Genomic DNA, 22,286 nt, shown 5'->3' with positions numbered 1-22,286 from the left:
GCCGAAGTCAGCCGGCGGCGGGAGCGGCGGACGGAGCGTCGTCGGTCTGGCCGGTGTCGTGGCCGTTGCCGATCGCCGAGTGCATCCGGGCCCGGCGGGGAGAGTCGTCGCTGCCCAGCAGCAGATCGATGGTGAGTCCGAGCCTGGTGGCGACCTCAGCGGCCGACGACCTGCGGGTCAGCCACGACACGAGGTTGGACATCCACACGTCGGAGACGACCCGGGCGATCGAGAGCTGCACCTCGTCCGGGGTGTCCTGGGCCATCGCGCGGGCGAGGATCCGGTCCATGTAGAAGCCGACCTCCTCGACCTCGTTGGCCACGGAGGCGTCGGCGAACATGAAGGCGCGCGTCATCGCCTCGGTGAGGTTCGGGTCGCGCTGCATGGACTTGGTGATCATCTCCACCACGACCTTCATTCGCTCCTGCGCGGTGTCGCCGGGCGGGGCGGAACGCTCGGTGCGCTGGTCGAGCCGACGGAACTCACGGGCGAGCGCCGAGACCAGCAGGTGCACCTTGGACGGGAAGTACCGGTAGAGGGTGCCCACCGCGACCTCCGCCTTCTCGGCGACGGCACGCATCTGCACGGCCTCGTAGCCGCCCTTGGCGGCCAGGGCGAGGGTCGCGTCCAGGATCCGCCGACGGCGCTCGCGTTGCGACGACGTGGTGGGCTCGTCACTCCGGGGGGCGGGATCCGACGCGGCCGCGGCGGAACCGGTCTCGGCTGAGCTCTTGGTCATGGAAGCGGTACCTTCTGCGCTGGGCGGATCGGGTCGGGTCGGCGGAGCATTCCGGCGGTCTGGGGCGGGACCCGGGTGTGCGTCGAGGACCCCGCGGGTGCATTCTAGAACACGTTACTGTGAACGCGTTCTGTGATGGCGTGCAGTTCGCGGGTCAGCGGGCCCGCGACGAGCGGGCAGAATCTCCGGCGACCACGTTGTTCTCGGCCGGGAAGCCCGTCTCCAGCAACCACTCCCACCCGGCGATGGTGTCCTCGGTGGCCGCGGGGTGCGGGTGCTCCGGGGCGAGTCGGTAGTCCGACAGGAACACGGGAGGCCGGGACCGGCCCGTCCCCGGACCAGTCCTTGGTGGGCGCCGGGCGGACGAACATCCGCAGCCCTCCCGCGAGCCCGCGGGACCGCAGAGTGCCCTGCTCGGTCGGTCTCCCGCGCCGACGAGCGATGGCCATGCTGCGGCACGTCCCCCGACCCCGTCGAACGCGGCAGCCGGAGACCGCCGTCGTACGGCGGGCCGGGATTACTGGTCCGTGACCCGCTCATGCTCGCCGCAGCAGGTCGCGGACAACGTCTCGCCCGAGGGCAACTTCAAGATCGTCATCTCAGCACCGCTCATGTACGGCGCCAGCCTGTTCACCCTGCTGGCCCACGTCAACCTGGGCGGTCAGCTCGTCATGTTCCGCGTCTTCGACGCCGAGGTGATCGTGGACGCGTCCGCCGGGTACGACTTCCGTGACGACTTCGGCGCGTCCGAGACCGGCAACGACGGCGAGATGAACCTCAACGGGCAGGGTGGGATGCTGGTGGCACCCCCGCGCCTCGGTGTGATCGCCGAGTCGATCCGTCCGATCACGCAGGGTAGGACGAGGTCGCGTACATCGTCCTACGCGGCCACGGCGAGAAGGTGTTCCCGGAGGAGGTTGAGCAGGCGCTCAAGGCTCGTCCGGCGGTCCACGACGCGCTGGTCGCCGGCGCTCCCGACGAGCGGTACGGCCAAGAGGTCGCCGCGGTGGTGTCGTTCGGCGACGGCGTGTCGGCCGCAGGAGGAGCTCTCGGCGTTCCTGCGCGAGTCTCTCGCGGACTACAAGGTCCCCAAGGTGATCGTCGACGTCCCCGAGATCCGTCGCCCGCCCGCGGGCAAGGTCGTCCTCCCGCCCGGCCGCGGTGCGTTCAGCCCGCGGTGAGGATGCGTTCGACCGCTCCCATCGGCACCGCGACCCAGCCGGGCCGGTTTCGCGTCTCGTAGACGACCTCGTACAGCGCCTTGTCGAGCGTGTAGGCCCGCAGCAGTGCACCGGTCTCGCGCGGGTCGGAGGCCCTGACCTCGGCATACCCTGTGCAGAAGGCGTCGACGTTGCGGTCACGCCATTCGCGGGCCCGGAAGCGCAGTTGCCGGTCCTCGACACCGACCAGGGTGTGCTGCGCCGCGTAGTCGAGACTGCGCAGAATGCCGGCCACGTCGCGGGCGGGGGCGTCTGCCACCCGCCGCTCGGCGAGGGGCGCGGCCGGTTCGCCCTCGAAGTCGATGACGATCCACCGGTCCGGGACCCGCAGCGTCTGCCCGAGGTGCAGGTCGCCGTGGATGCGGTGCACCCGCACCGGGCCGGATCCCGCCACCTCGTCGAACACCGTCCGGGCCGCGTCGGCGAACCCCGCCAGCTCCGGCACCTCCGCCACTGCCGCGTCCAGGCGGGCCCGCATCGACGCCACCAGGTCGGTGCCGTCCCGGGTGCCGACCCCGGTCGCCGCCGCCAGGTCTTCGTGCACCTGCGCGACGGCGGCGCCCAGCCGGAAGCTCTCGTCGGCGAAGTCCGTGCCGACCTCCTCGGCGAGCAGGTCGGCCTCGGCGAACAGGTCGCGCACGCTCGCCGTGGCCATCGCCCACCCGTCCGCCGCCCCGGCCATGAACTCCTGGGCCATGGCGAGCGTGGTGGGCCCGGCTCCGGTGTCGCCGACAGTGTCGTCGTCCAACTCCACCCATCCCCGCAGCGCAGCCACCGCCGGGCATTCCCGCTCCGCCAGCGCGGCGTGGAGCTCCACGTCCGGGTTCACACCCGGCTGGACCAGTCGGAACACCTTGACCATGAGGTCGTCTCCGAACACCAGCGACGAGTTGGACTGCTCGCCCTCCAGCAGCCGCCCCCACGTGGGCCCGGGCAGGGTTGCACCGGGGACCAGTCGGAACCTCAGTCCGCCGACCTCGTCCTGCCCGGCCAGGTGGCGGAGCAGCGACTCGGTGCTGCGGGGGTCACGCAGCCCGTCGTAGACCACGGGGGAGGCGCCCTCCGGGGTCAACGGGAACGTCCGTCGGTCCCCGGGTAGCTCGGCCGCGGTCGCGATCGGCACCTGGTAGCGCTGGGGCCGACCGTCCACCTCGACGTCCACCAGCAGGTGCTCGACCAGCACCTCGGGATCGTCCAGGAACACCTCGCGCCTGGAGATCCGCACGCCGGCCAGCTCCAGCCCCTTGCCGGCGAACCACCGCTGCTCGGGCAGCCAGTCGGTGAGCAGTCGGGCGAGCGTGTCGTCGTCGACGGCGGGGATCGACGTCCTGGGTCCGGTCATCTCGGTCCTTCCTCCGGGCTGCGCAGTTCGAGCCAGTAGAAGCCGTACCCGGGCAGCGTGAGCTGGTAAGGGTCGGCGTCGATCTCGGGGAACGGCACCCCGCCGGTGAGCTCGACGGGCTGGCAGCCGGCGTACTCCGCCAGATCCAGACGAACCGCCTGCGGGAAGCGCGACAGGTTGTTGACGCAGAGGATGACGTCACTGCCCCCGGCGGCGGGGGAGTGGAGGGTGCGCAGGTAGGACAGGATCGACGGGTTGGACCCGCCGAGGTCGGTGAACTCGCCCAAGCCGAACGCCGGGTGGCTCTTGCGGACGTGGATCATGCGCCGCGTCCAGTGCAGCAGGCTGGCGGTGGAATTCATCTGCGCCTCCACGTTGACGCCCTGGTAGCCGTACTGTGGGTCCATGATCGCGGGCAGGTACAGTCGGCCCGGGTCGCAGCGGGAGAAGCCGGCGTTGCGGTCGGGGCTCCACTGCATCGGGGTACGGACGGCGTCACGGTCGCCGAGCCAGATGTTGTCGCCCATGCCGATCTCGTCGCCGTAGTACAGCATCGGCGACCCGGGCAGGCTCAGCAGCAGCGCGGTGAACAGCTCGAGCTGGTTGGTGTCGCCGTCGAGCAGCGGGGCAAGGCGTCGGCGGATGCCGATGTTGGCCTTCATCCGCGGGTCCTTGGCGTACTCGGCGTACATGTAGTCGCGTTCCTCGTCGGTGACCATCTCGAGCGTCAGCTCGTCGTGGTTGCGCAGGAAGATCGCCCACTGGGCCGATGACGGGATGTCCGGGGTGTGCGCGAGGATCTCGGTGACGGGGAAGCGGGACTGCCGCCGCACCGCCATGAAGATCCGCGGCATCAGCGGGAAGTGGAACGCCATGTGGCACTCGTCGCCCACCGCGGACTCGCCGAAGTAATCCACGACGTCGTCGGGCCACTGGTTGGCCTCGGCCAGCAGCACGCGCCCCGGGAACTCCTCCTCGACCACGGACCGGCAGTTTCGCAGGAAATCGTGTGTCTCGGACAGGTTCTCGCAGTTGGTGCCGTCGCGCTCGAACAGGTACGGCACTGCGTCCAGGCGGAACCCGTCGATCCCCAGGTCCAGCCAGAAGCGCAGGACGTCGATCATCGCCTCCTGGACCTCGGGGTTGTCGTAGTTGAGGTCGGGCTGGTGGGAGAAGAAGCGGTGCCAGTAGAACTGCCCGCGGACCGGGTCGTAGGTCCAGTTGGACGACTCGGTGTCGACGAAGATGATGCGGGCCTCCGGGTACCGCGTGTCGTCGTCCGACCACACGTAGAAGTCGCCGTACGGCCCGGTCGGGTCGGCGCGGGACTCCTGGAACCACGCGTGGGTGTCGGAGGTGTGGTTCATGACCAGGTCGGTGATCACCCGGATGCCGCGGCTGTGGGCCTGTTCGAGGAGCTCCACGAAGTCCTCGACGGTGCCGAACTCCGGCAGCACGGTGCGGAAGTCGCGGATGTCGTAGCCGCCGTCGCGCAGCGGCGAGTCGTAGAACGGTGGCAGCCACAGGCAGTCCACGCCGAGCCATTCGAGGTAGTCGAGCTTCTCGATGAGCCCGCGCAGGTCGCCGGTGCCGTTGCCGTCGGAATCGTAGAAGGCCCGTACCAGGACTTCGTAGAACACAGCGGACTTGTACCAGTCGTGGTTGATCTCGAGTTCGGTGGCGTGACGGTAGTCGTCCGCGCTGGGCTCGACGACGTGCCCGTCGTCCGTGAGCTCCGGATCGGCGGGGTGTGACTCGGGCTGAAGGCTGGGCTTCGGTGCCATGGGGGCGAGCCTACGGCCCCGTACGATCCGTTGCATGCGGAAAATTGACCCGGTGCGGTCGTATCGGGACCGGCACGGTCGGCGCGCCCGTGCGCTGGCGGCGCGGTTCGACGGCGACGACGAGGTGGTCGTCCGCCCCTGGGAGTTACGGCTTCCCCGGTCGGTCATCTACGCGGCGGCCCGGGCCAGGGGCCTGGAACCGGTGGGGGGCACGCGGGCGCTCGTGCAACGGGGCCCGTGGCTCGAACCGATGCGTTTCACCCGCCCGGCCGCGGCCGGATCCGTCCGGGCGGCGACCCGATGAGCCTCGGCTGGGGGCTCACACTCGTAGCGCTGCTCCCGCTCGCCGCGTGGGGGATCGCGCTCACCGTGGTCGCGGTGCGCCGGTGGCTGCGGCGCCGTGGGGACGAACCGACACGCCGGTTGAGACTGGCCCGGTTGTTCGGTAACGCCGACCTCGCCGTCGTCCCCACCTCCGATGTCGATCTGCCCGAGCACACGGTCCTGGAGGTGGCCTCCGACGCGGGGATGCGGCTGGTGGGTTATGAGCGCACCGATACGCCGCTGCGTCGCCGGGTCGGGGTCTTCGTGCGGATCGGCAGCGAGCTCGACGCGGTGATCCGGGATGACCGGACCCCCCGGTAGCGTTGCGCGTATGCGCATCGGAATGGCTCTCAACTACAGCGGCGGGTTCGCCGAGACGGCCGCGGAGGCCGCCGACCTCGAGCGGGCGGGACTGGACATCGCGTTCGTCCCCGAGGCCTATTCGTTCGACGCGGTCAGCCAGCTCGGCTACCTCGCGGCCAAGACGTCCACCATGGGGCTGGCCTCGGGCATCCTGCAGATCTACACCCGCACGCCCACGCTCACCGCGATGACCGCGGCGGGGCTGGACTACGTCTCCGACGGCCGGTTCACCCTCGGCCTGGGCGCCTCCGGCCCGCAGGTCGTCGAGGGTTTCCACGGTGTGAAGTACGACGCGCCGCTGGCCCGGACGCGCGAGATCATCGAGATCTGCCGGAAGGTGTGGCGCCGCGAGAAGGTCGTCCACGACGGGAAGAAGTACCAGATCCCCCTACCCGCCGATCAGGGCACGGGCCTGGGCAAGCCGCTCAAGCTCATCAACCACCCGGTGCGCGAGGACATCCCGATCATCCTCGCCGCCCTGGGCCCGAAGAACGTCGAGCTCGCGGCCGAGGTCGCGAACGGCTGGCAGCCGCTGTTCTTCCACCCGGAGAAGGCGGACGTGGCGTGGGGTGACGCGCTGGCCAGGGGCCGGGAGAAGCGCGATCCGTCGCTGGGCGAGCTCGAGGTCTACGCGGGACCCGCGCTGGCGATCTGCGAGGAGGACGAGGTCCCCGGTTACCTGGACTTCGTGCGCCCGCACCTGGCCCTCTATATCGGCGGCATGGGTGCCCGCGGCAAGAACTTCTACAACGAGCTCGCCTGCCGCTACGGCTACGAGGCCGAGGCCGCCCGCATCCAGGACCTCTACCTGGACGGCAAGAAGGAGGAGGCCGCCGCAGCCGTGCCCGACGAGCTGGTCCGTTCGGTCTCTCTCATCGGCCCGGCGGGGTATGTGGCCGAGCGCGTCGCGGCGTTCCGCGAGGCCGGCGCCACCACGCTCACCGTCACTCCGATGGCGCTGGACGCCCCGGGTCGCCTCCGGCTGGTGGAGCAGTTCCGCGAGCTCTGCTGATCGGGCGTCGGGTGCTCTCGAATGCCGCCCGGGAGGCGACCAGCGCCGGTCAGGCGAGATCGACCACCACGTTCTTCAGCACGGGGGCGTCGTCGCGCTCCACGACGGTCGCCGCCACGAGCAGTCGCGAGCCCTCCTCCCACACGCGGATGCGCATGGTCTCGCCCGGGAAGAAGATGCCGCCGAAGGTGACTCCGTAGCTGCCGACGCGCGCCACGTCGCCGCCGAGTACCTGATCCACGACCGCCCGCAGGACCAGGCCGTACGAGCACAGTCCGTGGAGGATCGGGCGCGGGAACCCGGCCGCCTCGGCGAACGCGGGATCGGAGTGCAGCGGGTTGCGGTCGCCGCAGAGACGGTAGAACAGCGCCTGCTGGGGGAGCGTGGCCACCTCGATGGTGTGGTCGGCCTCCCGCTCGGGGTACTCGACCGTCCCGGAGATACCGCGATTGCCGCCGAAGCCGCCCTCGTTGCGGGCGAAGATGCCCGAGCGCGAGGTCCACAGCTTCTCACCGTCGGCGGAGACCGTCTCGGACTCCTGGATGATGACCGCGGCCGAGCCCTTGTCCTGGATCTCGGCGATCCTCGTGGTGGTGGTGGCGGTGCCCGAGGCGGGGATCGCCCGGTGCAGCATGACGGACTGACTGCCGTGGACGACCTTGGCGAGGTCGATCTCCACGCCCGGGAAGGACACGCGGGGAGCCTCGGTGACGTTCAGCGTCGCGGCAACGGTGGCGAACGACGGCAGGACCTTGGGCGCCGTGTCGTGGACGTACTCCAGACCGGTGGTGTCCATCGGGTCGGCGGCCGCGCCCACCGATAGGGCGTACAGGGCCACGTCGGAAGCGGTCCAGGAGAACTCCTGCGAGGGGAGCTCGGCCCCGAGGGCCTTGTCGAGGTCGATCGGCACGTCAGACTCCCGTCTTCTCGGTGGTGGGGGCGCAAGCCAGCAGGTTCTCCACGGCGAGGTAGCCGAAGACCATCGCCGGGCCGATGGTAGCGCCCGGGCCCGCGTGGGTGTGGCCCATGACCGGTGAGGAGGCGTTGCCCGCGGCGTAGAGGCCTTGGATCACCGAGCCGTCCTCACGCAGGACCCGGCCGTGGACGTCGGTGTTCGCGCCGCCCTTGGTGCCGAGGTCGCCGGGCACCATCTTGGCGGCGTAGAACGGCGCCTTGCGGACCGGGCCGAGGCTCGGGTTGGGCTTGTTGGTCGGGTCGCCGTAGTAGTGGTCGTAGCCCGACTCGCCGCGGCTGAAGTCCTCGTCGACGCCCTTGGCGGCGAAGCCGTTGAACTTCTCGGTGGTCCGCTCCAGCGCCTCCGCCGGCACGCCGATGAGGTCGGCGAGCTCGGCGAGGGTGTCCGCCTGGTGGAAGTTCTCGGTCTCGAGCCACTTCCTGGGCAGCGGTTGCTTGGCCTGCAGGCCGGCGAAGAGGTATCTGTTCTTGTACTCCTGGTCGAAGATGATCCAGGCCGGGACGTTCTCGCCGGGGGTCCCTTCCTGCCCGGCGGGTGCCTGTCCGAACTCGCCGTCGTACATCTTGTGGCCGGCCTCGACGTAGGGCAGCGACTCGTTCATGAACCGCTCGCCGCGGGAGTTGATCATGAAGGAACACGGCAGCGACCGCTCGGCCAGCGCGAACCAGGGGCCGCGTGGCAGCAGGATCGACGGGCCCCACCAGGAGTCCTCCATGAACGACAGCGAGGCGCCGGCCTTCTCCATGTACTCGATGCCCTCACCGGTGTTGGCGGCGGCGCCGACGGTCCACGAGGTGTGGATGGGCTGACGCTGGTACCTGTCGCGCATCTCCTGATTGTGCTCGAAGCCACCGGACCCGATCACCACGCCGAGCCGCGCGCGGAGGGTCACCTCCTCGCCATCGCGGGTGGCGGTGATGCCGACCACGTGCGCGTGCCTCCCCGAGCCCTCGGTCACGAGACCGGTCATCGGCGTGGAGAGCCACACCGGCACACCGGCGTCGAGCACGCCCTTGCGCATCGCGGCGATGAGCGCGCGACCCATCCCCACCGAGTTCTGCCCGCGCGCCTTGGCGAGGAACATTCGGAGGGTGACCCGGATCGAGCGCCTCATGCCCTTGGTGTGCGGACGCTGGAGGAGGTTGAGCCAGCGGTAGTCGGACTGCATCACCACCATGTTGACCGGCGCCTTGGCGTAGCTCGGCTCCAGCTTGTCGGCCTCGGACCCGAGCTGGCGGAGGTCGAACGGCTTGGGCTCGACGGACCGGCCGCCGAGACGTCCGCCGGGGGCCTCGGGGTAGTAGTCGGAGTAGTCCTTGACCCACTCCAGCCGCAGGGGGCTGTTGGCGAGGACGAAGTCCAGGACCTCGGGCCCGCGGTCGAGGTAGGTGTCGATCTTCTCGGGCTCCACCGCGTCGCCGATGATCGAGCGGAGGTACGTGCGGGCCGCCTCCGGCGTGTCCAGGACGCCGTCGCGCCGGAGCACGGAGTTGTTGGGGATCCACACGCCGCCGCCGGAGCGGGCGGTGGAGCCTCCGTAGTGCGGGGCCTTCTCCACGAGAACCACGCTGAGGCCTTTCTTTGCTGCCGCGAGGGCGGCCGTCATGCCTGCTCCACCGCTGCCGACGACGACGACGTCGAACTCCTGGTCCGCCATGTAGAACACGTTATAGAACCGATCGCCGTGGCGCCAGACGGCCCAGGTGGCTTCTCCCTCGTGCTCAACGAGGAGACCCGCGCCACGCCAGCCCGGCGACTCCGTGACGCCGAGTCCGACGTCTTGCCGATCGTGCCACTGACCGACGATCCTCCGGACATGGCCCCGGACGACGCCTTCGAGATCCAGCTGGTCGACAACCGCCGCAGGCTCGTCGCCGGCGTAGTGGTGACCGGCCACAAGGCTGGCCTGGTGTCCAAGGCGATGCAGGAGATGATGGGCGTCGACGAGCCCGATTACGGGCATCTGATCGACACGATCGCGGACAACGCCTCGTCGTGTGACTACGTGGTGGGCGAGCAGCGGGTCCAACTCGTGCACCAACGGCCCCAGCCGGTAGCGCTGCCCGATCCGTTCGACCGCGTCGTTCCGCTCGAGTGCGGCCAGTAGGCGCAGCGCCGTGGGCCTGGACAGCCCGGTCGCGCGCGCGACCTCGCTGGCGGGGGCTCGGCCATGCGGCCGAGTGTAGCGCGCGGGTCGGACACGGGGTCGCCACCGCAGTCGAACCCTTGCGCGAATGAGAACGGTGCCGTAGTTTCGAACAAGAGTACTATTACGGGCACGGCAGGGGTGGGGAAGTGACGACAACGACGAGGACACTGTTCGCGGTCCCGGAATCCCTGGGAGGGCTCGACACGACGGCGGTGAGCGAGGCGGCACGAGCCGCGACCCTGGCGCAGAACCGGGCAGGTGCCACCCGGCTGGAAGCGGCAGCGGCCCTGGTCGAGCAGATGGCGCGGGCGGATGAGGCCGACAAGTGTGCCGATGGGGTCGCGGGGAGCGGGGGTCGTGCACGTCCGGCGTACGCACGGTTGGACTCGCAGGCCAGGGCTCGTGATCATCTCGTGGCGGCCTGTCAGCTCACATGCTGGCACGCCACACGCCTGGTCACCGCAGGGGTCCAGATCCACTCTCGGCTCGTGCGACTGCGGGCCTCAGTGGAGCGCGGGGTCCTTCCCGAGCAGCTCGCCATCGACATCGCCTGCAAGCTGGCTGAGGTACCCGACTCGATCGTCTCGGACGTGGAGGACGAGGTAATGGCGGGCATCGTCGACGACCTGGACGGTGGTGACCGGCCGAGTCGCAATTCGGTGGACGGCCGGATCGATGAGGCCGTCGGCCGGCTCGACCCAGAGGGCGCCGAGGATGCTTGCGCCCGGGCGGCGCTGACGCGCACGGTCCGGTTCCGGTCGGGCCGGGACGGGATGGCCTCGATGTGGGCGAAGTTGCCGCTAGCCGATGCGGAACTGCTGCGGGGACGCGTCGAGACCGACGCCCGCGCAACCTTCAGAGACGGGATGCCCGGCACGTTGGATCAGCTGCGTGCCGACGCTCTCGCCTCCCTTGCGGTGCACGCCCCGACCCCGACCCAAGCGCCCGCCGACGCTGGCGGGACGGACTCCGATCCGGAGGATGACGGATCGATCGAGCTGGGCGAGGTCACGGTGGGCGCGGACCTGCCCAGGCCATCGTTCGGTAACGCCGCCGCAGCAGGTCGGCCGATGGTCAAGCCCCTAGAAGTGGTGTAACTGAATTGTGATCCTTCGTTGGTGATCAGGCGGGTAGTTGCATCAGTGCATCAGTGGTCACCTCCGTCTGCGAGCTGGTGTCGGTGTCGGTGGTCAGGGTGAGTCGGCAGCGGCCCAGGACTTCGAGTCCGAGGTATCGGCGTCCTTCGGCCCATTCGTCGGTCTGCTCGGCAAGGACGGCGCCGATGAGGCGGACGATGGCATCTCGGTTGGGGAAGATGCCCACGACGTCGGTGCGGCGGCGGATCTCTCGGTTGAGCCGCTCGGTGGGGTTGTTGGACCAGATCTGTCGCCACACGTCGTCGGGGAACACGGTGAAGGCGAGCAGGTCCTCGCGGGCGTCGCCGAGGTGCTCAGCCACGTCGGGCAGTCTGCCTTCGGTGTACTCGAGGAGCCGGTCGAACTGCTCGTGCACCGCGGTGTCGTTGGGCTGGTCGTACACGCTGTGCAGCATCGCCTTCACGGCCGGCCACATGGACTTGGGGCACACCGCCATGAGGTTCGCCGAGTAGTGGGTGCGGCAGCGTTGCCACGCGGCTCCCGGCAGGTTCGCCGCAATCGCCCCGACCAGCCCGGCGTGGGCATCGGAGGTCACCAGCCGCACCCCGCCCAGGCCGCGGGCAACCAGGTCGGCGAAGAAGGTGTTCCACGAGGCCGTGGTCTCACTGGTGGCGACCTGTATGCCCAGTACCTCGCGGTGGCCGTCGCCGTTGACGCCGGTGGCCAGCAGCACGGAAGCCTTGACGACCTGCTTGTTCTCGCGGACCTTGATCGTCAACGCGTCGGCGGTGACGAAGGTGAACGGCCCGGCCTCGTCCAGGCGGCGGTGCCGGAACGCCGCGACCTGCTCGTCCAGGTCCTGGGCCATGCGTGAGACCTGCGACTTGGACAGCGAGTCGATACCCAGGGTCTTGACCAGCTTGTCCATCCGGCGGGTAGACACCCCGGCCAGATAGCAGTCGGCTACGACGGTGATCAGCGCGGACTCGGCCCGCTTGCGGCGCTCGAGCAGCCACTCGGGGAAGTAGCTGCCCGAGCGCAACTTCGGGACGGCGACGTCGACGGTGCCGACCCGCGTATCCAGGGGCCGGTGGCGGTAGCCATTGCGGTGGTTGGTGCGCTCAGCCGAGCGGGCGTTCCACTCGGCGCCGCACACAGCGTCGGCATCGGCGGAGAGCAGTGCGTTGATCATGGTCTGCAGCAGCTCGCGCATCAGATCCGGCGACGCGTCAGATAGGGCTTGGCCAAGCAGGCCTGCAGGGTCGACAATATGGGGTGCGGTCATCGCGATGACTCCTCGAGGATTCTTTAGACGGTTGACTCGAAAGATCACGCGGTGGCCGCTCTACATCCGTCAACGACACGGATGTCGGAGACGATCTCGGCCACCGAGTTACACCACTCTATGGGGCACTACTCGGCCGATCCGGGTGAGTGTGATCGCCGCGGCCGCGCAGGGGCTGCCCAACCGCGTGGAGTTCGTGCACGGGGCGTACAGCAGTTTCAACTGGTTGTGCCAGCAGTTGTTGGAGGGCGAGGACGCGAGCGTGCGGTTCGAGCTCATCGACCCTGCCCCCGGCGTGCTCGACTCCCCCGAACACGCCCTGCGCTACGTGATCACCCCGGCGATGGCCGAGCGCATCCGCCTACGTGACGGCACCTGCCGGCACCCGGGGTGCTCGGTTCCCGCCAAGGACTGTGACGTGGACCATGTGATCGCCTTCAACAAGAAGGACCCCGAACTCGGCGGGCCGACCACCGAGTGGAACCTCGTCTGCCTGTGTCGGAAACACCACCGGGAGAAGACGTTCGGGACCAACGCCTACCGGCCCGGGCCGTTGGGTGAACTCGTCATCATCACCGACACCGGACACGAACACCGCACCAGGCCCAAGGGCCCCTTGGCCCGTGCGCGCGACGCCATACGAGAACGCGAGTGGACCGCCTTCGCCGACCGGCTCATCAGTGCCGACGGCTACGTCATGAATCGTCCGGGCGCGGCTCGGGCACGCGGACGACCGGCTTGAATGACGGCGTGCACCGTCCTGGAGTGCCGCAATTCCACTGCGATCGTGGGGTCCGGCAACATCGGTACCGACCTCATGTACAAAATTCAGCACAGCGAGTTCATCGAGCCGAAGTGATCGGCATCGGCGCCGAGTCCGAGGGGATGAAGCGCGCCGCCCAGGAGGGCCTGTTCTGTATGGCCGGCGGTGCCGACGAGCTCCTACCTCGATCGAGGTCGGGGGCGAGAAGCCGGACCTCCTCTTCGAGGCGACGAGCGCCCAAGTACGAAGCCGCCGGCATCGTCGCGATCGACCTGACCCCCGCAGCGGTGGGGCCGATGGTGATCCCGCCGGCCAACCTGCGCGACTACCTCGACTCACCAAACACCAACATGGTGACGTGTGGCGGGAAGGCCACCATCCCGATGGTCCACGCCGTCTCCTCGGTCGTGTCGGTCGACTACGTGAACATCGACGAGTCCACGCTCACCACCAAGATGGCCATCGAGAAGGTGGGGCGGCGGATGCTGGGGCGAGGTCGGCGAGCTCGACGGCGGGCGTACCGAGTCGTCTGCCTGGGGCGGTGGCGTATCGCCGGGTGTGCCTAGCATCCGACTCACTCGGAGTACGACACCTCGACACGGTCGGACTTGGGCAGGAGCTGGCAGCTCAGGACGTATCCCTCTTCCTCTTCCTCGGGGTCGAGGATCCCGTTGTGCATCATCTCGACCTCACCGGACTTGAGGATGCAGGCGCACGCCGAGCACTCGCCCTTCCGACAGGAAAACGGTGCCTTGATCCCCTTGGAGAGCAGGACGTCGAGGAGCGGGGTCTTGCGGGGCCAGGAGACCTCGTGTACCTCGTCGTCGAGCTCGACGATCGCGGTCGCCGGGCCTGCGCCGTCCTCGTCGGCCGAATCGTCGATGACGATCTCGGCGAACGGGTCGCCCTCGATAGAGGAGAACACCTCGGTGTGGATGAGGTGCATGTCGGCGCCCGAGCGGCGGAGCCCGTCCTTGACGGTCTCCATGAACGGGGCCGGTCCGCAGATGTAGGAGTGCCGTTTGGTCGCGACGGGATGGAGGAGGTTGCCGATCATCTCTGCGGTGGGGATACCGGAGACCGACTCGAGCCAGTGCACGACGGTGAGGCGGTCGGGATTCTCCCGCTGGAGCCTCTGCAGCTCGTCCTTGAAGATGACCGACTTCTCGTCGCGGTTCGCATAGACCATGACGATGTGGCCGGTGCCCTGGGCGAGAGCAGACTTGAGGATCGACATCACGGGGGTGACGCCCGAACCCGCGGCCAGGAGGATGAAGTCCTGGTCGAGATTCTTGGGCGTGAAGATGCCGGACGGCGCGAGCACGTGCATTTTCATGCCGACCTCGGCGTTGTCGCACAGCCAGTTGGACCCGTAACCGTCGATCGTGCGCTTGACGGTCACCTTGAGCCGGGCGTCCTCGGTGGGTGAGCTCGACAGGGAGTAACAGCGCGCGACGGATCCGGTCCGCTCACTGGGGACTCGCAGGGTGAGGAACTGTCCGGGGGAGTACCGGAAGTCGTCCTCGCAGCCGGCGGGGATGTCGAAGACGATCGACTTGGCGTCGGCGGTCTCCTCGATCACCTCGGCGATCGTGAGCTCGCGCACGAAAGAGCCGAGCGGGGGGGTTTCGGTCATGGATCGGGAGCCTACCGCTTGGTTTCGCGCGGACGGATTTCTGCGCACTGTTCGAGACGGCGGCGACCTCCTCCCGTTTTTCTCACCTCGGGGTAGTCGCCGGCCGTCGGGGTGTTACTCGGGGGCGTAGAGCGGTTTCACCATGTGCTCGTCTTCGCCCGGGTCGACGCCCTCGGCGATGGTCAGCAGCCCCTCGGCGTAGGCGTGGCGGAAGCTCGCGACCATCCGGGGGGCACGGAAGTGGGTGGCGCGTGAGTCGACGGCCGTGAACCTGCGGGGCCGCGAGTTCTCCGTCGGACTCCGATAGCCGCCTAGGCTGGGCCCGCAGACCAGTTCACGACCACAAGTCCAGGGAGGACGACTCACATGAGCAGCACCGACGAGGGCCCGGAGGGCCAGTCCTTCAGCAGCCGTGAACTGCGCGACGTAGTGGGCCAGTTCTGTACGGGGATCACCGTCATCACCGCTGTCGAGGACGACAAGCCGGTCGGTTTCGCCTGCCAGTCGTTCTCGGCACTGTCGCTCGAGCCGCCGTTGGTGCTGTTCTGCCCGATGAAGACCTCGGCTTCGTGGAAGGGCATCGAGAAGGCGGGACGGTTCGCGGTGAACATCCTGTCCGAGGAACAGGAGGATGTCTCCTCGATGTTCGGCCGACACGGCGACGACAAGTTCGCGCAGATCGACTGGTCGCCCAGCCCGCTGGGCTCGCCGGTGATCGACGGCGTCATGGCGTGGCTGGACTGCGAGATCGACCAGGTACTCGACGGTGGCGATCACTGGATCGTGCTGGGACGGGTTGACAACCTCGGCCCGACCAAGCGTGACATCCGCCCCTTACTGTTCTACCGCGGTGCCTACCTCAGCATCGAGGAGGACGTGGTCGACCCGACGCCCGAGCAGGAGGAGCTGGAGAACTTCATCACCTCCGCCGACTCCTACACGTGGTTGTGAGCGGGCCCGGGGGATACGACGGGACGGCTGGCAGGAGCGCTGGCGGAGGAGATCATCCGCTCGGCGCCGCATGTCCGCACCGAGGATGACGTCGCGGAGGGACTCGACTCTTGCTCGGGACCGTCCGGGGGGCCATCGAGACCGGCCGGCACCGCGAGAGCGTACGCACTCGCAGCTGTTCCAGGTCACGGGCCCGTACACCAAGATGGGCCTGGAACCCGGACACCTGTACTCGTCGCACGCGGCGTTCGACGACCGTGCGCTGGAGATCGACGCCAATGGCTGGTACTCGTTCCGGTTGGGACCGGCGAGGTACGACGACGAGGTCGACGCCGGCTACGTGGTGCTCCACACGGGGGCGTCCATGATCGCGGTCCGCGAGGTGTACTCCGACTGGAGCTGTGAGGAGGCCGGGTCGGCCATCATCCACAGACTCGACACGGTCGGCACCGCGCCGGAGCCGGCGACGCTCGCCGGGCAGCAGGTGGTACGGCCCGCTGGAGTACGTGCACCACCAGACCAGTCTCACCTCCGATCAGGCGCACGTCACCTCCGACGGGCTGATCCATCTGGTGGTCTCCGAGCGCGACCCGGGGCCGGCCAACTGGGATGAGACGCAGGGCCGCCGCGAGGGCGCCATGCAGTTCCGCTGGCCGCGGGTGGGCGAGCCCTTCACACCGGAACTGGGCCCCTCGGTGAAGGTGGTGCCGTTCGAGCGGCTCGCCGGCTACCGCGTCCCGGAGCGCTAGAGGTACGTGCGGACCACGTCGATAATCGTTTCGGCCACGTCCTGTGTGCACACCAGCAGATCCGGGAACTCGATCTGCTCGGTGTTGTACACGAGCTCGGACCCGTCGAGGCTGCTCGCATGCAGTCCGCGCTGGGTCACCACGCCGACGGTCGCGGCGGAGTCCCACTGGTGGTGGCCGCTGGTGTGGATGTACGCGTCGCACTCGCCCTCGAGCACGGTGGCGGTCTTGCCGCCACCGGAGCCGAGACGGACCAGGGAGGCGTCGAGTTCCCCGGCGAGTTCCTCGGCGAACGCGGGCGGCTCGGCCTCGGAGACGGCGATGCGCAGGCGCTCGTCCTCGCGGGGCGGCACCAGCGGTCCGGGCCGGGGGCCGCGGATGATCGACGTGGGCTGATAGGTGGTGGCGCCGCGTCCGGTGAGGACCCGGCCGTAGGCGGGCATCGCGATCGCGCACGCGGTGATACCCCCGACCTCCCCGGGGTACTTCTCCCACAGCGCCACATGGACGGCCCAGTCGGGACGGCCCTCGGTCACGTAGGAGCGCTCCCCGTCGAGGGGATCGACGAACCACACGCGGTCGGCTTCCAACCGGGCGCGGGAGTCGGGGTCCCACTCGCCGAAGACGAGGTCGTCGGGCCTGGCCACGGCCAGCCGGTCGATGATGACGGACTGCGCCTCGGCCTCCGCGAACGCACCGAGATCCTCCGGCGCCACACGTGAGACCCGCAGGTCGGTGAGCAGGCGACCGGCCTGGGCCGCGAGGTCCTCGGCCGCCCGCTGGTCGTTGGTCCGTCCGTGCGCGGGGAAGGGGTTCATGTGGGTGATTCTAGTGGCCCTGGCTGCAGTCCCGCCTCGACCTCCAGGGCGGCGAGGAGTTGGTGCGGTTGTCCGAGCAGTTGCGCTGCCGCGTGTGCCCGCTTGAAGTACAGGTGGGAGTAATACTCCCGGTTGACGCCGACGCCCCGTGGAGCTGGATCGACTTCCCGGCGATCCACTGCGGGGCCTGGGAACAGTAGACCTTGGCCACGGCGGCCTCGGTCTCTGCGGCGTAGGCCGCATCGTCGGTGACGGAGGCGGCGGAGTAGGACAGCGACCAGGCGGTGTCGACCTTGATGTACATGTCGGCCATCCCGTGCTTGAGCGCCTGGAACGCCCCGATGACCCGGGGCCGAGCTGAGTGCGCTCCTGCGTGTACTGCACGGTGGCGTCCAGCACGGTGCGGCCGGTACCGACCTGCTCGGCCGACAGTGCGGCCACGCGGCGGCGCGCGGGTGGGGAAGGAAGCTCGGACGGGTGGCGATCGCGCCGAACACGTGGTGAGCGGTGCCGGTGGGTGGCGGCGTCGCCGGGCAGCACGGCCTGGGCGGCGAGGACGGTCTAGCCGAGCATCGGGGAGGGCGTGAGCCGCCGGCCCAGCTCCTCGCACACCAGGTGGGTCTCGACCCGGGTCGCCCCGGCGCCGTCGGGTTCCTCGGGGATCGACAGTGCGGCGGCCCAGATCTGGTCGACCAGCCTCGCCCACAGCGCGGGGTCGTACCCGATCGCGGTGGTGGCTCTGCGTGCCCCACGCCGTCTGCGGGCGCGGGTCTTGGTCAGCCACAGGCCCGGGTCGTGCTCGAGCGTGTACCCGATGGCCCCGTGCATCTGCAGGGCCGGCGGGCCGAGAGGTAGGCGGTGTCCGCCACGGCCACGCGGGCGGCGGAGACGTCGTGGACGGCCGGCGCGAGATCGTCGGGGTGCTCGGCGACCGCCAGGGCAACGGCCCACAGTAGTGGCCGTGCCATCTCGAGCGCGATCGCGAGTTCGGCGAGCGAGCCCCCCGGTCGACCGTGAGCTGGGCGCCGGAGATCGACCGCGACCCGTCGCCGGCGAGGTGGGAGACCGCCTCGGAGACCTCCTCGGGATCGATCATCGGCATGTCCACCGAGTATGGATGGATCGAGTTGACGCGAATGTTGAACTCGCCCACCTCGAGTGCGAGGGCGGTGGTCAGTGCCACGAGGCCGGACTTCGATGCGCAGTAGTGCTCGTTGCCGGGCGTGGCCTTGAGTCCCGCAGGCGAGCTGACGATGATGTCGACCGCCGTTGCCCGCCTCGATCATCGCCGGCACCGCCGCAGGGATCGTCCGCCACGTGCCGCTGAGGTTGACGCCGATGAACTCGTCCCAGTCGTCCTCCGGCATCTCCCACCCTGACGGGCGGCCGGCGGCATCAGGCGGTCCGGACCTTCTCCGCCTGCGCTGCGAAGAGTTCGACTGCGGTGTCCCGGGCCTCGTCGGACACCGGCCCGTCGGTGCCGGACGCCGTGACGGAGACGCCGAGCCCGCGGACGACGCCCGTGATCATCACGTTCGAGGTCCGAATGGTCTGACCCATCATGTTCATCGAGTTGTCCTGGATCACGGCAGCGAAGTCCTCGACCCCCTCCGGGGCGTCGATGTCCAGCAGCGAGTTCCGCGCCTCGGTGATCATCTCCTCGCCCCGGAGCGGGAACGCGACCGTCATGACCGGGCAGTCCTCGATCTGCTGCGCACGCGCGGCCATGCCGTCGGTCACCCGGGTCACGGCCACCGCGAACGAGGTGCCCCCGACCTGGCCGGCCTGGATCGCCATCGCGTCCGGCTCCGCCTGCGCACCCAGCCCGTCCTTACTGATATCCGCGCACTGCTCCGGCTCGACGCGGACATCGGAGGTGAACGCGCCGAGCGCATCCATCCCGCCGGCGATCTCATCCGCGGGGACGGGTTGGAGTCCCACCTGCGGGGCGTCCTCGGCGGAGAGGACGAGCTGCTCGACCTTCCCGGGCGGAGGTGTCGACCCCGGGTCGGCCGGCTCCGACGGCTCTGCCGACCCCGCCGGTTCGGCCGGCTCGGCCGCCGCGGTGGCGGGGGCGGTGCCGCCCTCGTCGTCGTTCCCCTCCCCGGACGCGCACGCGCCCAGCCCCAGCGTCAGGCCGAGTACCGCCGACGCCGCGAGGACACGGGTGCGAAAGGGGCGGGAGGTCAGTGATGAGGTGGGCCGCATGCGCCGGAGTCTAGTGGCGAGGTGGGCGCGGCGGCGGCGCTCGTGCGCCGCGCCCGGTGCCTGCGCGGCAATGCGGGGACTGTCACGCGGACCGACGGGGCCTCACTAAGCTGAGTGTCGTCAACCCCTCGACCATCGGATATGAAGACTGATTGACATCAGCGGCGTGCTCGGACGGCTCGCCGACGACCTGTGGGGGTCCGTGGACGGCATCGTCCCGGCCGGATCGGCCGGCAACGTGATCGGTTGGCAGATAGGGCTTGTCGGTACCGCGGGTCCGGCGAGTTGGTGTGTTATCTCGCAACATCGTGGACACCGGATCTCGACTCTTCGGTGACAGCCGATCTCACGACTTCGTGTGTCCTGTCTCATCACTTCGAGGACACACGATCTCATGACATCGTGGACACGCTGTCTCACCACATCGTGCACAGGAATCGGCGTGGGCTGGGCGAGTGTGGCGGTCATGTCCAATTCACTGTCGCCGCGCACGCGGGCCTCGATCATCAACTACGACCCGACCCAACCGCACGCCTTGTCCGTGACCGAGTTCTGCCGGTCCTTGAAGATCTCGCGCAGCGTGTTCTACAAGGTGCGCACCCGCGCGGCCCAGGAGTCGACGGCGGCGTTGCATCCTCGCTCTCGAGCGCCACGGTCACCGGCTCGGCGGTACGGCCCAGACGTGGTCAACGAGATCGTCGGGATCCGCAAGCGTCTCAAGAAGGATGGATGGGATTACGGCCCACGCTCGATCCACTACGAGGCCGCGATGCAAGACGCCTTCCCCGGGGACTTCATTCCGTCGGTGGCGACCATCGGCCGGTTGCTGTCCGCAGTCGGGCAAGTCGACCCGGCCCCGAAGAAGCGACCGAAGTCGTCTTACATCCCGTTCGTCCGCGCCACAGCGATGGCGCTGTGGCAGCTGGACGCGTTCGAGTATCGCCTCGCTGACGGCACAACTGCGACCGTCTATCAGGTGCTCGACGACGCGACCCGCTACGACGTCGGATCGTGGGCCCATAGCCGGCACGAGAACAGCATCGACGCTAAACGTGTACTCGAGGACGCGATTGAGCGGCACGGCGCTCCTCAGGAGTTGCTGTCAGACAACTCGTCTGCGTTCAACCAGCTACGCGGTGGCAGGATCGGCAACGTGGAGGTGTTCCTCGCCTCGAGAGGCACCATGCCCATCACGGGCCTGCCGGGAAGGCCCACCACGCAGGGCAAGAATGAACGCTCACACCAGACGATGACCCGGTTTCTCAATGCGAACCGTCCAGGCACGCTGGAGCAGTTGCGCGAGCGGATCACCAGGTTCCGCGAGCACTACAACCACCGCCGCCCGCACCAGGCTCTGGACCAGGCCACGCCACGGACTGCGTGGGATCTACTCGACCACACCCCTGCGGTCGAACCGATTCGCATGGAGGTGCTCCAAGCAAAGGCCTCCCAGTATCGGCAGGCTCGACGCTTGAGCCAACGACAGATCGGGCGTGCAACGGTAACGGTCTCCAAGTCAGGGCAAGTGCTGCCTGAACCGCCCAGCGTCGACGCGATGGAGCAGGCCGCAGACCAAACGGTCGTTGAGGTCACGGCAGCGAACCGGCAGGTCTACTACCACGGGTACGCCGTGCGTCTTCCGACCACGTTCGGCGGACGCGAGTTCTACCGGACCATCACCGACGACGAATTTCTCCTGTCCGACATCACCACCGGCGAGGTCGTCATGTCTTTCCCGCTGCCAATGGTGGCGCTGCGGGTCCGCGGCCGGCACGTCGCCTCCTACGCCATCCGAGGCGTTCACGTGGCCAACCCGACCGCACAGTGGGCGCGGAAGATTGCCGAACATGAAGCAGAGTTCGCTCGGCGTCAGGAGGCTGTCCCCGAAGTCTTTGGGGACGGTCGATGACACCGGCCACCAACTCCAACGGGGCAACGCGCGATGCCTGGTAGACGTGCACGAAGTCGTGAGATCGGCTGTCACCGAAGAGTCGAGATCCGGTGTCCACGATGTTGCGAGATAACACACCGGATCGCCGGACTAGGCGTACCCACTGGCCCTATCTGCCAATCGGTGGCGTGCTCAGGCTGTCCGCAGCCCTGCTCTACGGCTCGGCGTACCTCTTCTGGGGCTTCGGCTCCCACGGCCACGCCTGATCCGACCGAACGGACCCTCCCCGCCCGCCGGCTCCCTCGGCGACGTCTTCCACGGGGTTCTCAACATCCCCGGGACACTCATAGCGAGCCTGGAGTACGTCTTCCTAGGCTTCGGTTCCTGACCCGACCGCGCGACAGTCACCCGGCCCCCAAGGGGTCCGCTCCCGGGGGCCCGGGGACGCGAGGGAGGGCCGAACCTCCACCCAGCAAATGCTTGGTTGGTTCCCTCCGGGTGGGACCAGCACGACCAGACGTGAGGAGCTCCTGTCGATCTCGGCAGGACTCTTCGCCGAACGCGGATTGCGTGTGATCACCGTCCGCGACATCGCCGGCGCCGCAGGCATCCTCTGAGGGAGCCTCTACCACCACTTCTTGTCCAAAGAGGCGATCCTCGACGAGATCCTGCGCGGATTCCTCGACGCGCTACCCTCGAGAAGATGACCCCGCTGCCGCTGCTGGCCTCCGCCAACGTCACGATCATCGAGCGCCTGGACGCCTGACGGCAACGACCCCGACGACGGGACGGGCCCCGCACCACCCGGTCGTGCCGCCGCCCTGGATGGGGGCCATGCCGGCGGCGGCGAGCCCGGCAGCGGCCTTCTTGGCGATGGTCATGAACGCTCCATCGTGAGGTGATCGACGTGGAGTGCTCGATCACGCTGTCGTTCAGGAGAAGCTCAGGGTTACATACCGCGCGAAATGACCGGTGCCCG

General features: G+C 68.9%; 22 protein-coding genes and 5 pseudogenes. 12 read left to right on the top strand and 15 right to left on the bottom strand.

The genetic code is table 11. The annotated features are described in order from the left end of the window. Positions 1–7: 7 nt before the first annotated feature. Positions 8–739 carry a cholesterol catabolism transcriptional regulator KstR gene (gene kstR, locus Q2K20_RS13075; protein WP_069388774.1) on the bottom strand — a complete coding sequence of 244 codons (732 nt, stop codon included), beginning with the start codon at positions 737–739 and terminating at the stop codon, positions 8–10. A gap of 154 nt (positions 740–893) precedes the next feature. Further along, positions 894–1,049 carry an alpha/beta hydrolase fold domain-containing protein gene (locus tag Q2K20_RS13070; protein WP_308203070.1) on the bottom strand — a complete coding sequence of 52 codons (156 nt, stop codon included), beginning with the start codon at positions 1,047–1,049 and terminating at the stop codon, positions 894–896. A gap of 591 nt (positions 1,050–1,640) precedes the next feature. Here Q2K20_RS13070 and Q2K20_RS18225 point away from each other — a divergent pair. Next, positions 1,641–1,982, top strand: coding sequence for an AMP-binding enzyme (locus Q2K20_RS18225; RefSeq protein ID WP_253695502.1), 342 nt, complete (start codon positions 1,641–1,643; stop codon positions 1,980–1,982). Here the strand turns inward: Q2K20_RS18225 and Q2K20_RS13060 are convergent. Together Q2K20_RS13060 and treS are read right to left on the bottom strand one after the other, a co-directional pair. Then, the gene (locus Q2K20_RS13060; protein ID WP_269501601.1) at positions 1,907–3,301 is read right to left on the bottom strand and encodes a maltokinase N-terminal cap-like domain-containing protein; all 1,395 of its coding nucleotides are present in this window, start codon (positions 3,299–3,301) and stop codon (positions 1,907–1,909) included. The two genes, Q2K20_RS18225 and Q2K20_RS13060, sit on opposite strands and share 76 nt — an antisense overlap. Next, positions 3,298–5,085, bottom strand: a complete 1,788-nt coding sequence (gene treS / locus Q2K20_RS13055; RefSeq protein ID WP_069388685.1) for a maltose alpha-D-glucosyltransferase — start codon at positions 5,083–5,085, stop codon at positions 3,298–3,300. Before treS ends, Q2K20_RS13060 begins: the two co-directional genes overlap by 4 nt. A 34-nt stretch (positions 5,086–5,119) precedes the next feature. On the opposite strand from treS, the gene Q2K20_RS13050 reads away from it, so the two are divergent. From Q2K20_RS13050 to Q2K20_RS13040, 3 genes are read left to right on the top strand one after another with little or no spacing between them, the layout of a single operon-like run. Beyond that, positions 5,120–5,389: a hypothetical protein gene (locus tag Q2K20_RS13050; RefSeq protein ID WP_069388684.1), complete on the top strand. Its 270-nt coding sequence runs from the start codon at positions 5,120–5,122 to the stop codon at positions 5,387–5,389. Then, a complete protein-coding gene (locus Q2K20_RS13045) occupies positions 5,386–5,730 on the top strand; it encodes a hypothetical protein (RefSeq protein ID WP_069388683.1) in 345 nt (114 codons plus the stop codon). Before Q2K20_RS13050 ends, Q2K20_RS13045 begins: the two co-directional genes overlap by 4 nt. 10 nt (positions 5,731–5,740) lie before the next feature. Continuing rightward, entirely contained in the window at positions 5,741–6,784 is a 1,044-nt protein-coding gene (locus Q2K20_RS13040) for an LLM class F420-dependent oxidoreductase (RefSeq protein ID WP_069388682.1), read from the top strand. A 49-nt stretch (positions 6,785–6,833) separates the two neighbouring features. Here Q2K20_RS13040 and Q2K20_RS13035 read toward each other — a convergent pair whose 3' ends face one another. Together Q2K20_RS13035 and kstD are read right to left on the bottom strand one after the other, a co-directional pair. Continuing rightward, entirely contained in the window at positions 6,834–7,694 is an 861-nt protein-coding gene (locus Q2K20_RS13035) for a MaoC/PaaZ C-terminal domain-containing protein (RefSeq protein ID WP_069388681.1), read from the bottom strand. A 1-nt stretch (position 7,695) separates the two neighbouring features. Beyond that, positions 7,696–9,426 (bottom strand): 3-oxosteroid 1-dehydrogenase, encoded by a 1,731-nt coding sequence (gene kstD, locus Q2K20_RS13030; RefSeq protein WP_083249500.1) that lies wholly within the window; start codon positions 9,424–9,426, stop codon positions 7,696–7,698. 18 nt (positions 9,427–9,444) lie between these two features. Between kstD and Q2K20_RS18220 the strand changes: the two genes are divergently transcribed. Further along, the gene (locus Q2K20_RS18220) at positions 9,445–9,867 is read left to right on the top strand and encodes a hypothetical protein (protein ID WP_253695463.1); all 423 of its coding nucleotides are present in this window, start codon (positions 9,445–9,447) and stop codon (positions 9,865–9,867) included. Between the two features lie 6 nt (positions 9,868–9,873). Here Q2K20_RS18220 and Q2K20_RS18215 read toward each other — a convergent pair. After that, a pseudogene (locus Q2K20_RS18215) lies at positions 9,874–10,077 on the bottom strand (hypothetical protein); the annotation flags it as partial. 320 nt (positions 10,078–10,397) lie between these two features. Here Q2K20_RS18215 and Q2K20_RS13020 point away from each other — a divergent pair. Further along, complete coding sequence (locus tag Q2K20_RS13020) at positions 10,398–11,006, top strand: hypothetical protein (protein WP_156776017.1); 609 nt, start codon at positions 10,398–10,400, stop codon at positions 11,004–11,006. 25 nt (positions 11,007–11,031) lie between these two features. Here the strand turns inward: Q2K20_RS13020 and Q2K20_RS13015 are convergent, their stop codons facing one another. Then, a complete protein-coding gene (locus Q2K20_RS13015) occupies positions 11,032–12,291 on the bottom strand; it encodes an IS256 family transposase (protein WP_069389740.1) in 1,260 nt (419 codons plus the stop codon). Between the two features lie 136 nt (positions 12,292–12,427). Between Q2K20_RS13015 and Q2K20_RS13010 the strand changes: the two are divergent. Together Q2K20_RS13010 and Q2K20_RS13005 are read left to right on the top strand one after the other, a co-directional pair. Beyond that, a pseudogene (locus Q2K20_RS13010) lies at positions 12,428–13,033 on the top strand (HNH endonuclease signature motif containing protein); the annotation flags it as partial. An 18-nt stretch (positions 13,034–13,051) separates the two neighbouring features. Next, positions 13,052–13,548: pseudogene (locus tag Q2K20_RS13005) on the top strand (acetaldehyde dehydrogenase (acetylating)); the annotation flags it as partial. 80 nt (positions 13,549–13,628) lie between these two features. Here the strand turns inward: Q2K20_RS13005 and Q2K20_RS13000 are convergent. Further along, entirely contained in the window at positions 13,629–14,690 is a 1,062-nt protein-coding gene (locus Q2K20_RS13000) for a ferredoxin--NADP reductase (protein WP_069390197.1), read from the bottom strand. 366 nt (positions 14,691–15,056) lie between these two features. On the opposite strand from Q2K20_RS13000, the gene hsaB reads away from it, so the two are divergent. Continuing rightward, positions 15,057–15,641 (top strand): 3-hydroxy-9,10-secoandrosta-1,3,5(10)-triene-9,17-dione monooxygenase reductase subunit, encoded by a 585-nt coding sequence (hsaB, locus tag Q2K20_RS12995; RefSeq protein ID WP_069390196.1) that lies wholly within the window; start codon positions 15,057–15,059, stop codon positions 15,639–15,641. A gap of 506 nt (positions 15,642–16,147) precedes the next feature. Further along, positions 16,148–16,390: a hypothetical protein gene (locus Q2K20_RS12990; RefSeq protein ID WP_069390195.1), complete on the top strand. Its 243-nt coding sequence runs from the start codon at positions 16,148–16,150 to the stop codon at positions 16,388–16,390. On the opposite strand, the gene Q2K20_RS12985 is transcribed toward Q2K20_RS12990, so the two are convergent. The 5 genes and pseudogenes from Q2K20_RS12985 to Q2K20_RS12965 all read right to left on the bottom strand — a co-directional run bounded on the left by Q2K20_RS12985 (position 16,387) and on the right by Q2K20_RS12965 (position 19,416). After that, positions 16,387–17,208, bottom strand: coding sequence for an inositol monophosphatase family protein (locus Q2K20_RS12985; RefSeq protein WP_069390194.1), 822 nt, complete (start codon positions 17,206–17,208; stop codon positions 16,387–16,389). The genes Q2K20_RS12990 and Q2K20_RS12985 overlap by 4 nt on opposite strands. 10 nt (positions 17,209–17,218) lie before the next feature. Then, entirely contained in the window at positions 17,219–17,521 is a 303-nt protein-coding gene (locus Q2K20_RS12980; RefSeq protein WP_069390193.1) for an acyl-CoA dehydrogenase family protein, read from the bottom strand. A 248-nt stretch (positions 17,522–17,769) separates the two neighbouring features. Beyond that, complete coding sequence (locus Q2K20_RS12975) at positions 17,770–18,036, bottom strand: hypothetical protein (RefSeq protein ID WP_069390192.1); 267 nt, start codon at positions 18,034–18,036, stop codon at positions 17,770–17,772. Between the two features lie 172 nt (positions 18,037–18,208). Next, positions 18,209–18,581 (bottom strand): annotated as a pseudogene (locus Q2K20_RS12970) (SDR family oxidoreductase); the annotation flags it as partial. Between the two features lie 22 nt (positions 18,582–18,603). Then, on the bottom strand, positions 18,604–19,416 hold the full coding sequence (locus tag Q2K20_RS12965) for a hypothetical protein (RefSeq protein WP_269505671.1): 813 nt from the start codon (positions 19,414–19,416) through the stop codon (positions 18,604–18,606). Positions 19,417–19,882: 466 nt separating this feature from the next. On the opposite strand from Q2K20_RS12965, the gene Q2K20_RS12960 reads away from it, so the two are divergent. Then, a complete protein-coding gene (locus Q2K20_RS12960; RefSeq protein ID WP_069390199.1) occupies positions 19,883–21,325 on the top strand; it encodes an IS481 family transposase in 1,443 nt (480 codons plus the stop codon). Positions 21,326–21,783: 458 nt separating this feature from the next. Next, positions 21,784–22,008: pseudogene (locus Q2K20_RS12955) on the top strand (TetR/AcrR family transcriptional regulator); the annotation flags it as partial. A gap of 42 nt (positions 22,009–22,050) precedes the next feature. On the opposite strand, the gene Q2K20_RS12950 reads toward Q2K20_RS12955, so the two are convergent. Further along, positions 22,051–22,188 carry a hypothetical protein gene (locus Q2K20_RS12950; RefSeq protein WP_156776389.1) on the bottom strand — a complete coding sequence of 46 codons (138 nt, stop codon included), beginning with the start codon at positions 22,186–22,188 and terminating at the stop codon, positions 22,051–22,053. Between the last annotated feature and the right edge of the window lie 98 nt (positions 22,189–22,286).

Origin of the sequence: Dietzia sp. IN118 (assembly GCF_032905965.1) — a bacterium.
Classification (GTDB): Bacteria; Actinomycetota; Actinomycetes; order Mycobacteriales; family Mycobacteriaceae; genus Dietzia; species Dietzia kunjamensis.
This window is presented reverse-complemented; position numbering and strand designations above follow the sequence as displayed.

Coding starts and splice junctions, on each gene's coding strand:
- Q2K20_RS12985 (WP_069390194.1), bottom strand. CDS start 17,208: ATGAACCCCTTCCCCGCGCACGGACGGACCAACGACCAGCGGGCGGCC.
- Q2K20_RS13050 (WP_069388684.1), top strand. CDS start 5,120: ATGCGGAAAATTGACCCGGTGCGGTCGTATCGGGACCGGCACGGTCGG.
- treS (WP_069388685.1), bottom strand. CDS start 5,085: ATGGCACCGAAGCCCAGCCTTCAGCCCGAGTCACACCCCGCCGATCCG.
- Q2K20_RS12960 (WP_069390199.1), top strand. CDS start 19,883: ATGTCCAATTCACTGTCGCCGCGCACGCGGGCCTCGATCATCAACTAC.
- kstR (WP_069388774.1), bottom strand. CDS start 739: ATGACCAAGAGCTCAGCCGAGACCGGTTCCGCCGCGGCCGCGTCGGAT.
- Q2K20_RS12980 (WP_069390193.1), bottom strand. CDS start 17,521: ATGGCCGACATGTACATCAAGGTCGACACCGCCTGGTCGCTGTCCTAC.
- Q2K20_RS13060 (WP_269501601.1), bottom strand. CDS start 3,301: ATGACCGGACCCAGGACGTCGATCCCCGCCGTCGACGACGACACGCTC.
- hsaB (WP_069390196.1), top strand. CDS start 15,057: ATGAGCAGCACCGACGAGGGCCCGGAGGGCCAGTCCTTCAGCAGCCGT.
- Q2K20_RS13040 (WP_069388682.1), top strand. CDS start 5,741: ATGCGCATCGGAATGGCTCTCAACTACAGCGGCGGGTTCGCCGAGACG.
- Q2K20_RS12975 (WP_069390192.1), bottom strand. CDS start 18,036: ATGCACGGGGCCATCGGGTACACGCTCGAGCACGACCCGGGCCTGTGG.
- Q2K20_RS13045 (WP_069388683.1), top strand. CDS start 5,386: ATGAGCCTCGGCTGGGGGCTCACACTCGTAGCGCTGCTCCCGCTCGCC.
- Q2K20_RS13015 (WP_069389740.1), bottom strand. CDS start 12,291: ATGACCGCACCCCATATTGTCGACCCTGCAGGCCTGCTTGGCCAAGCC.
- Q2K20_RS12950 (WP_156776389.1), bottom strand. CDS start 22,188: ATGACCATCGCCAAGAAGGCCGCTGCCGGGCTCGCCGCCGCCGGCATG.
- Q2K20_RS13000 (WP_069390197.1), bottom strand. CDS start 14,690: ATGACCGAAACCCCCCCGCTCGGCTCTTTCGTGCGCGAGCTCACGATC.
- Q2K20_RS12965 (WP_269505671.1), bottom strand. CDS start 19,416: ATGCGGCCCACCTCATCACTGACCTCCCGCCCCTTTCGCACCCGTGTC.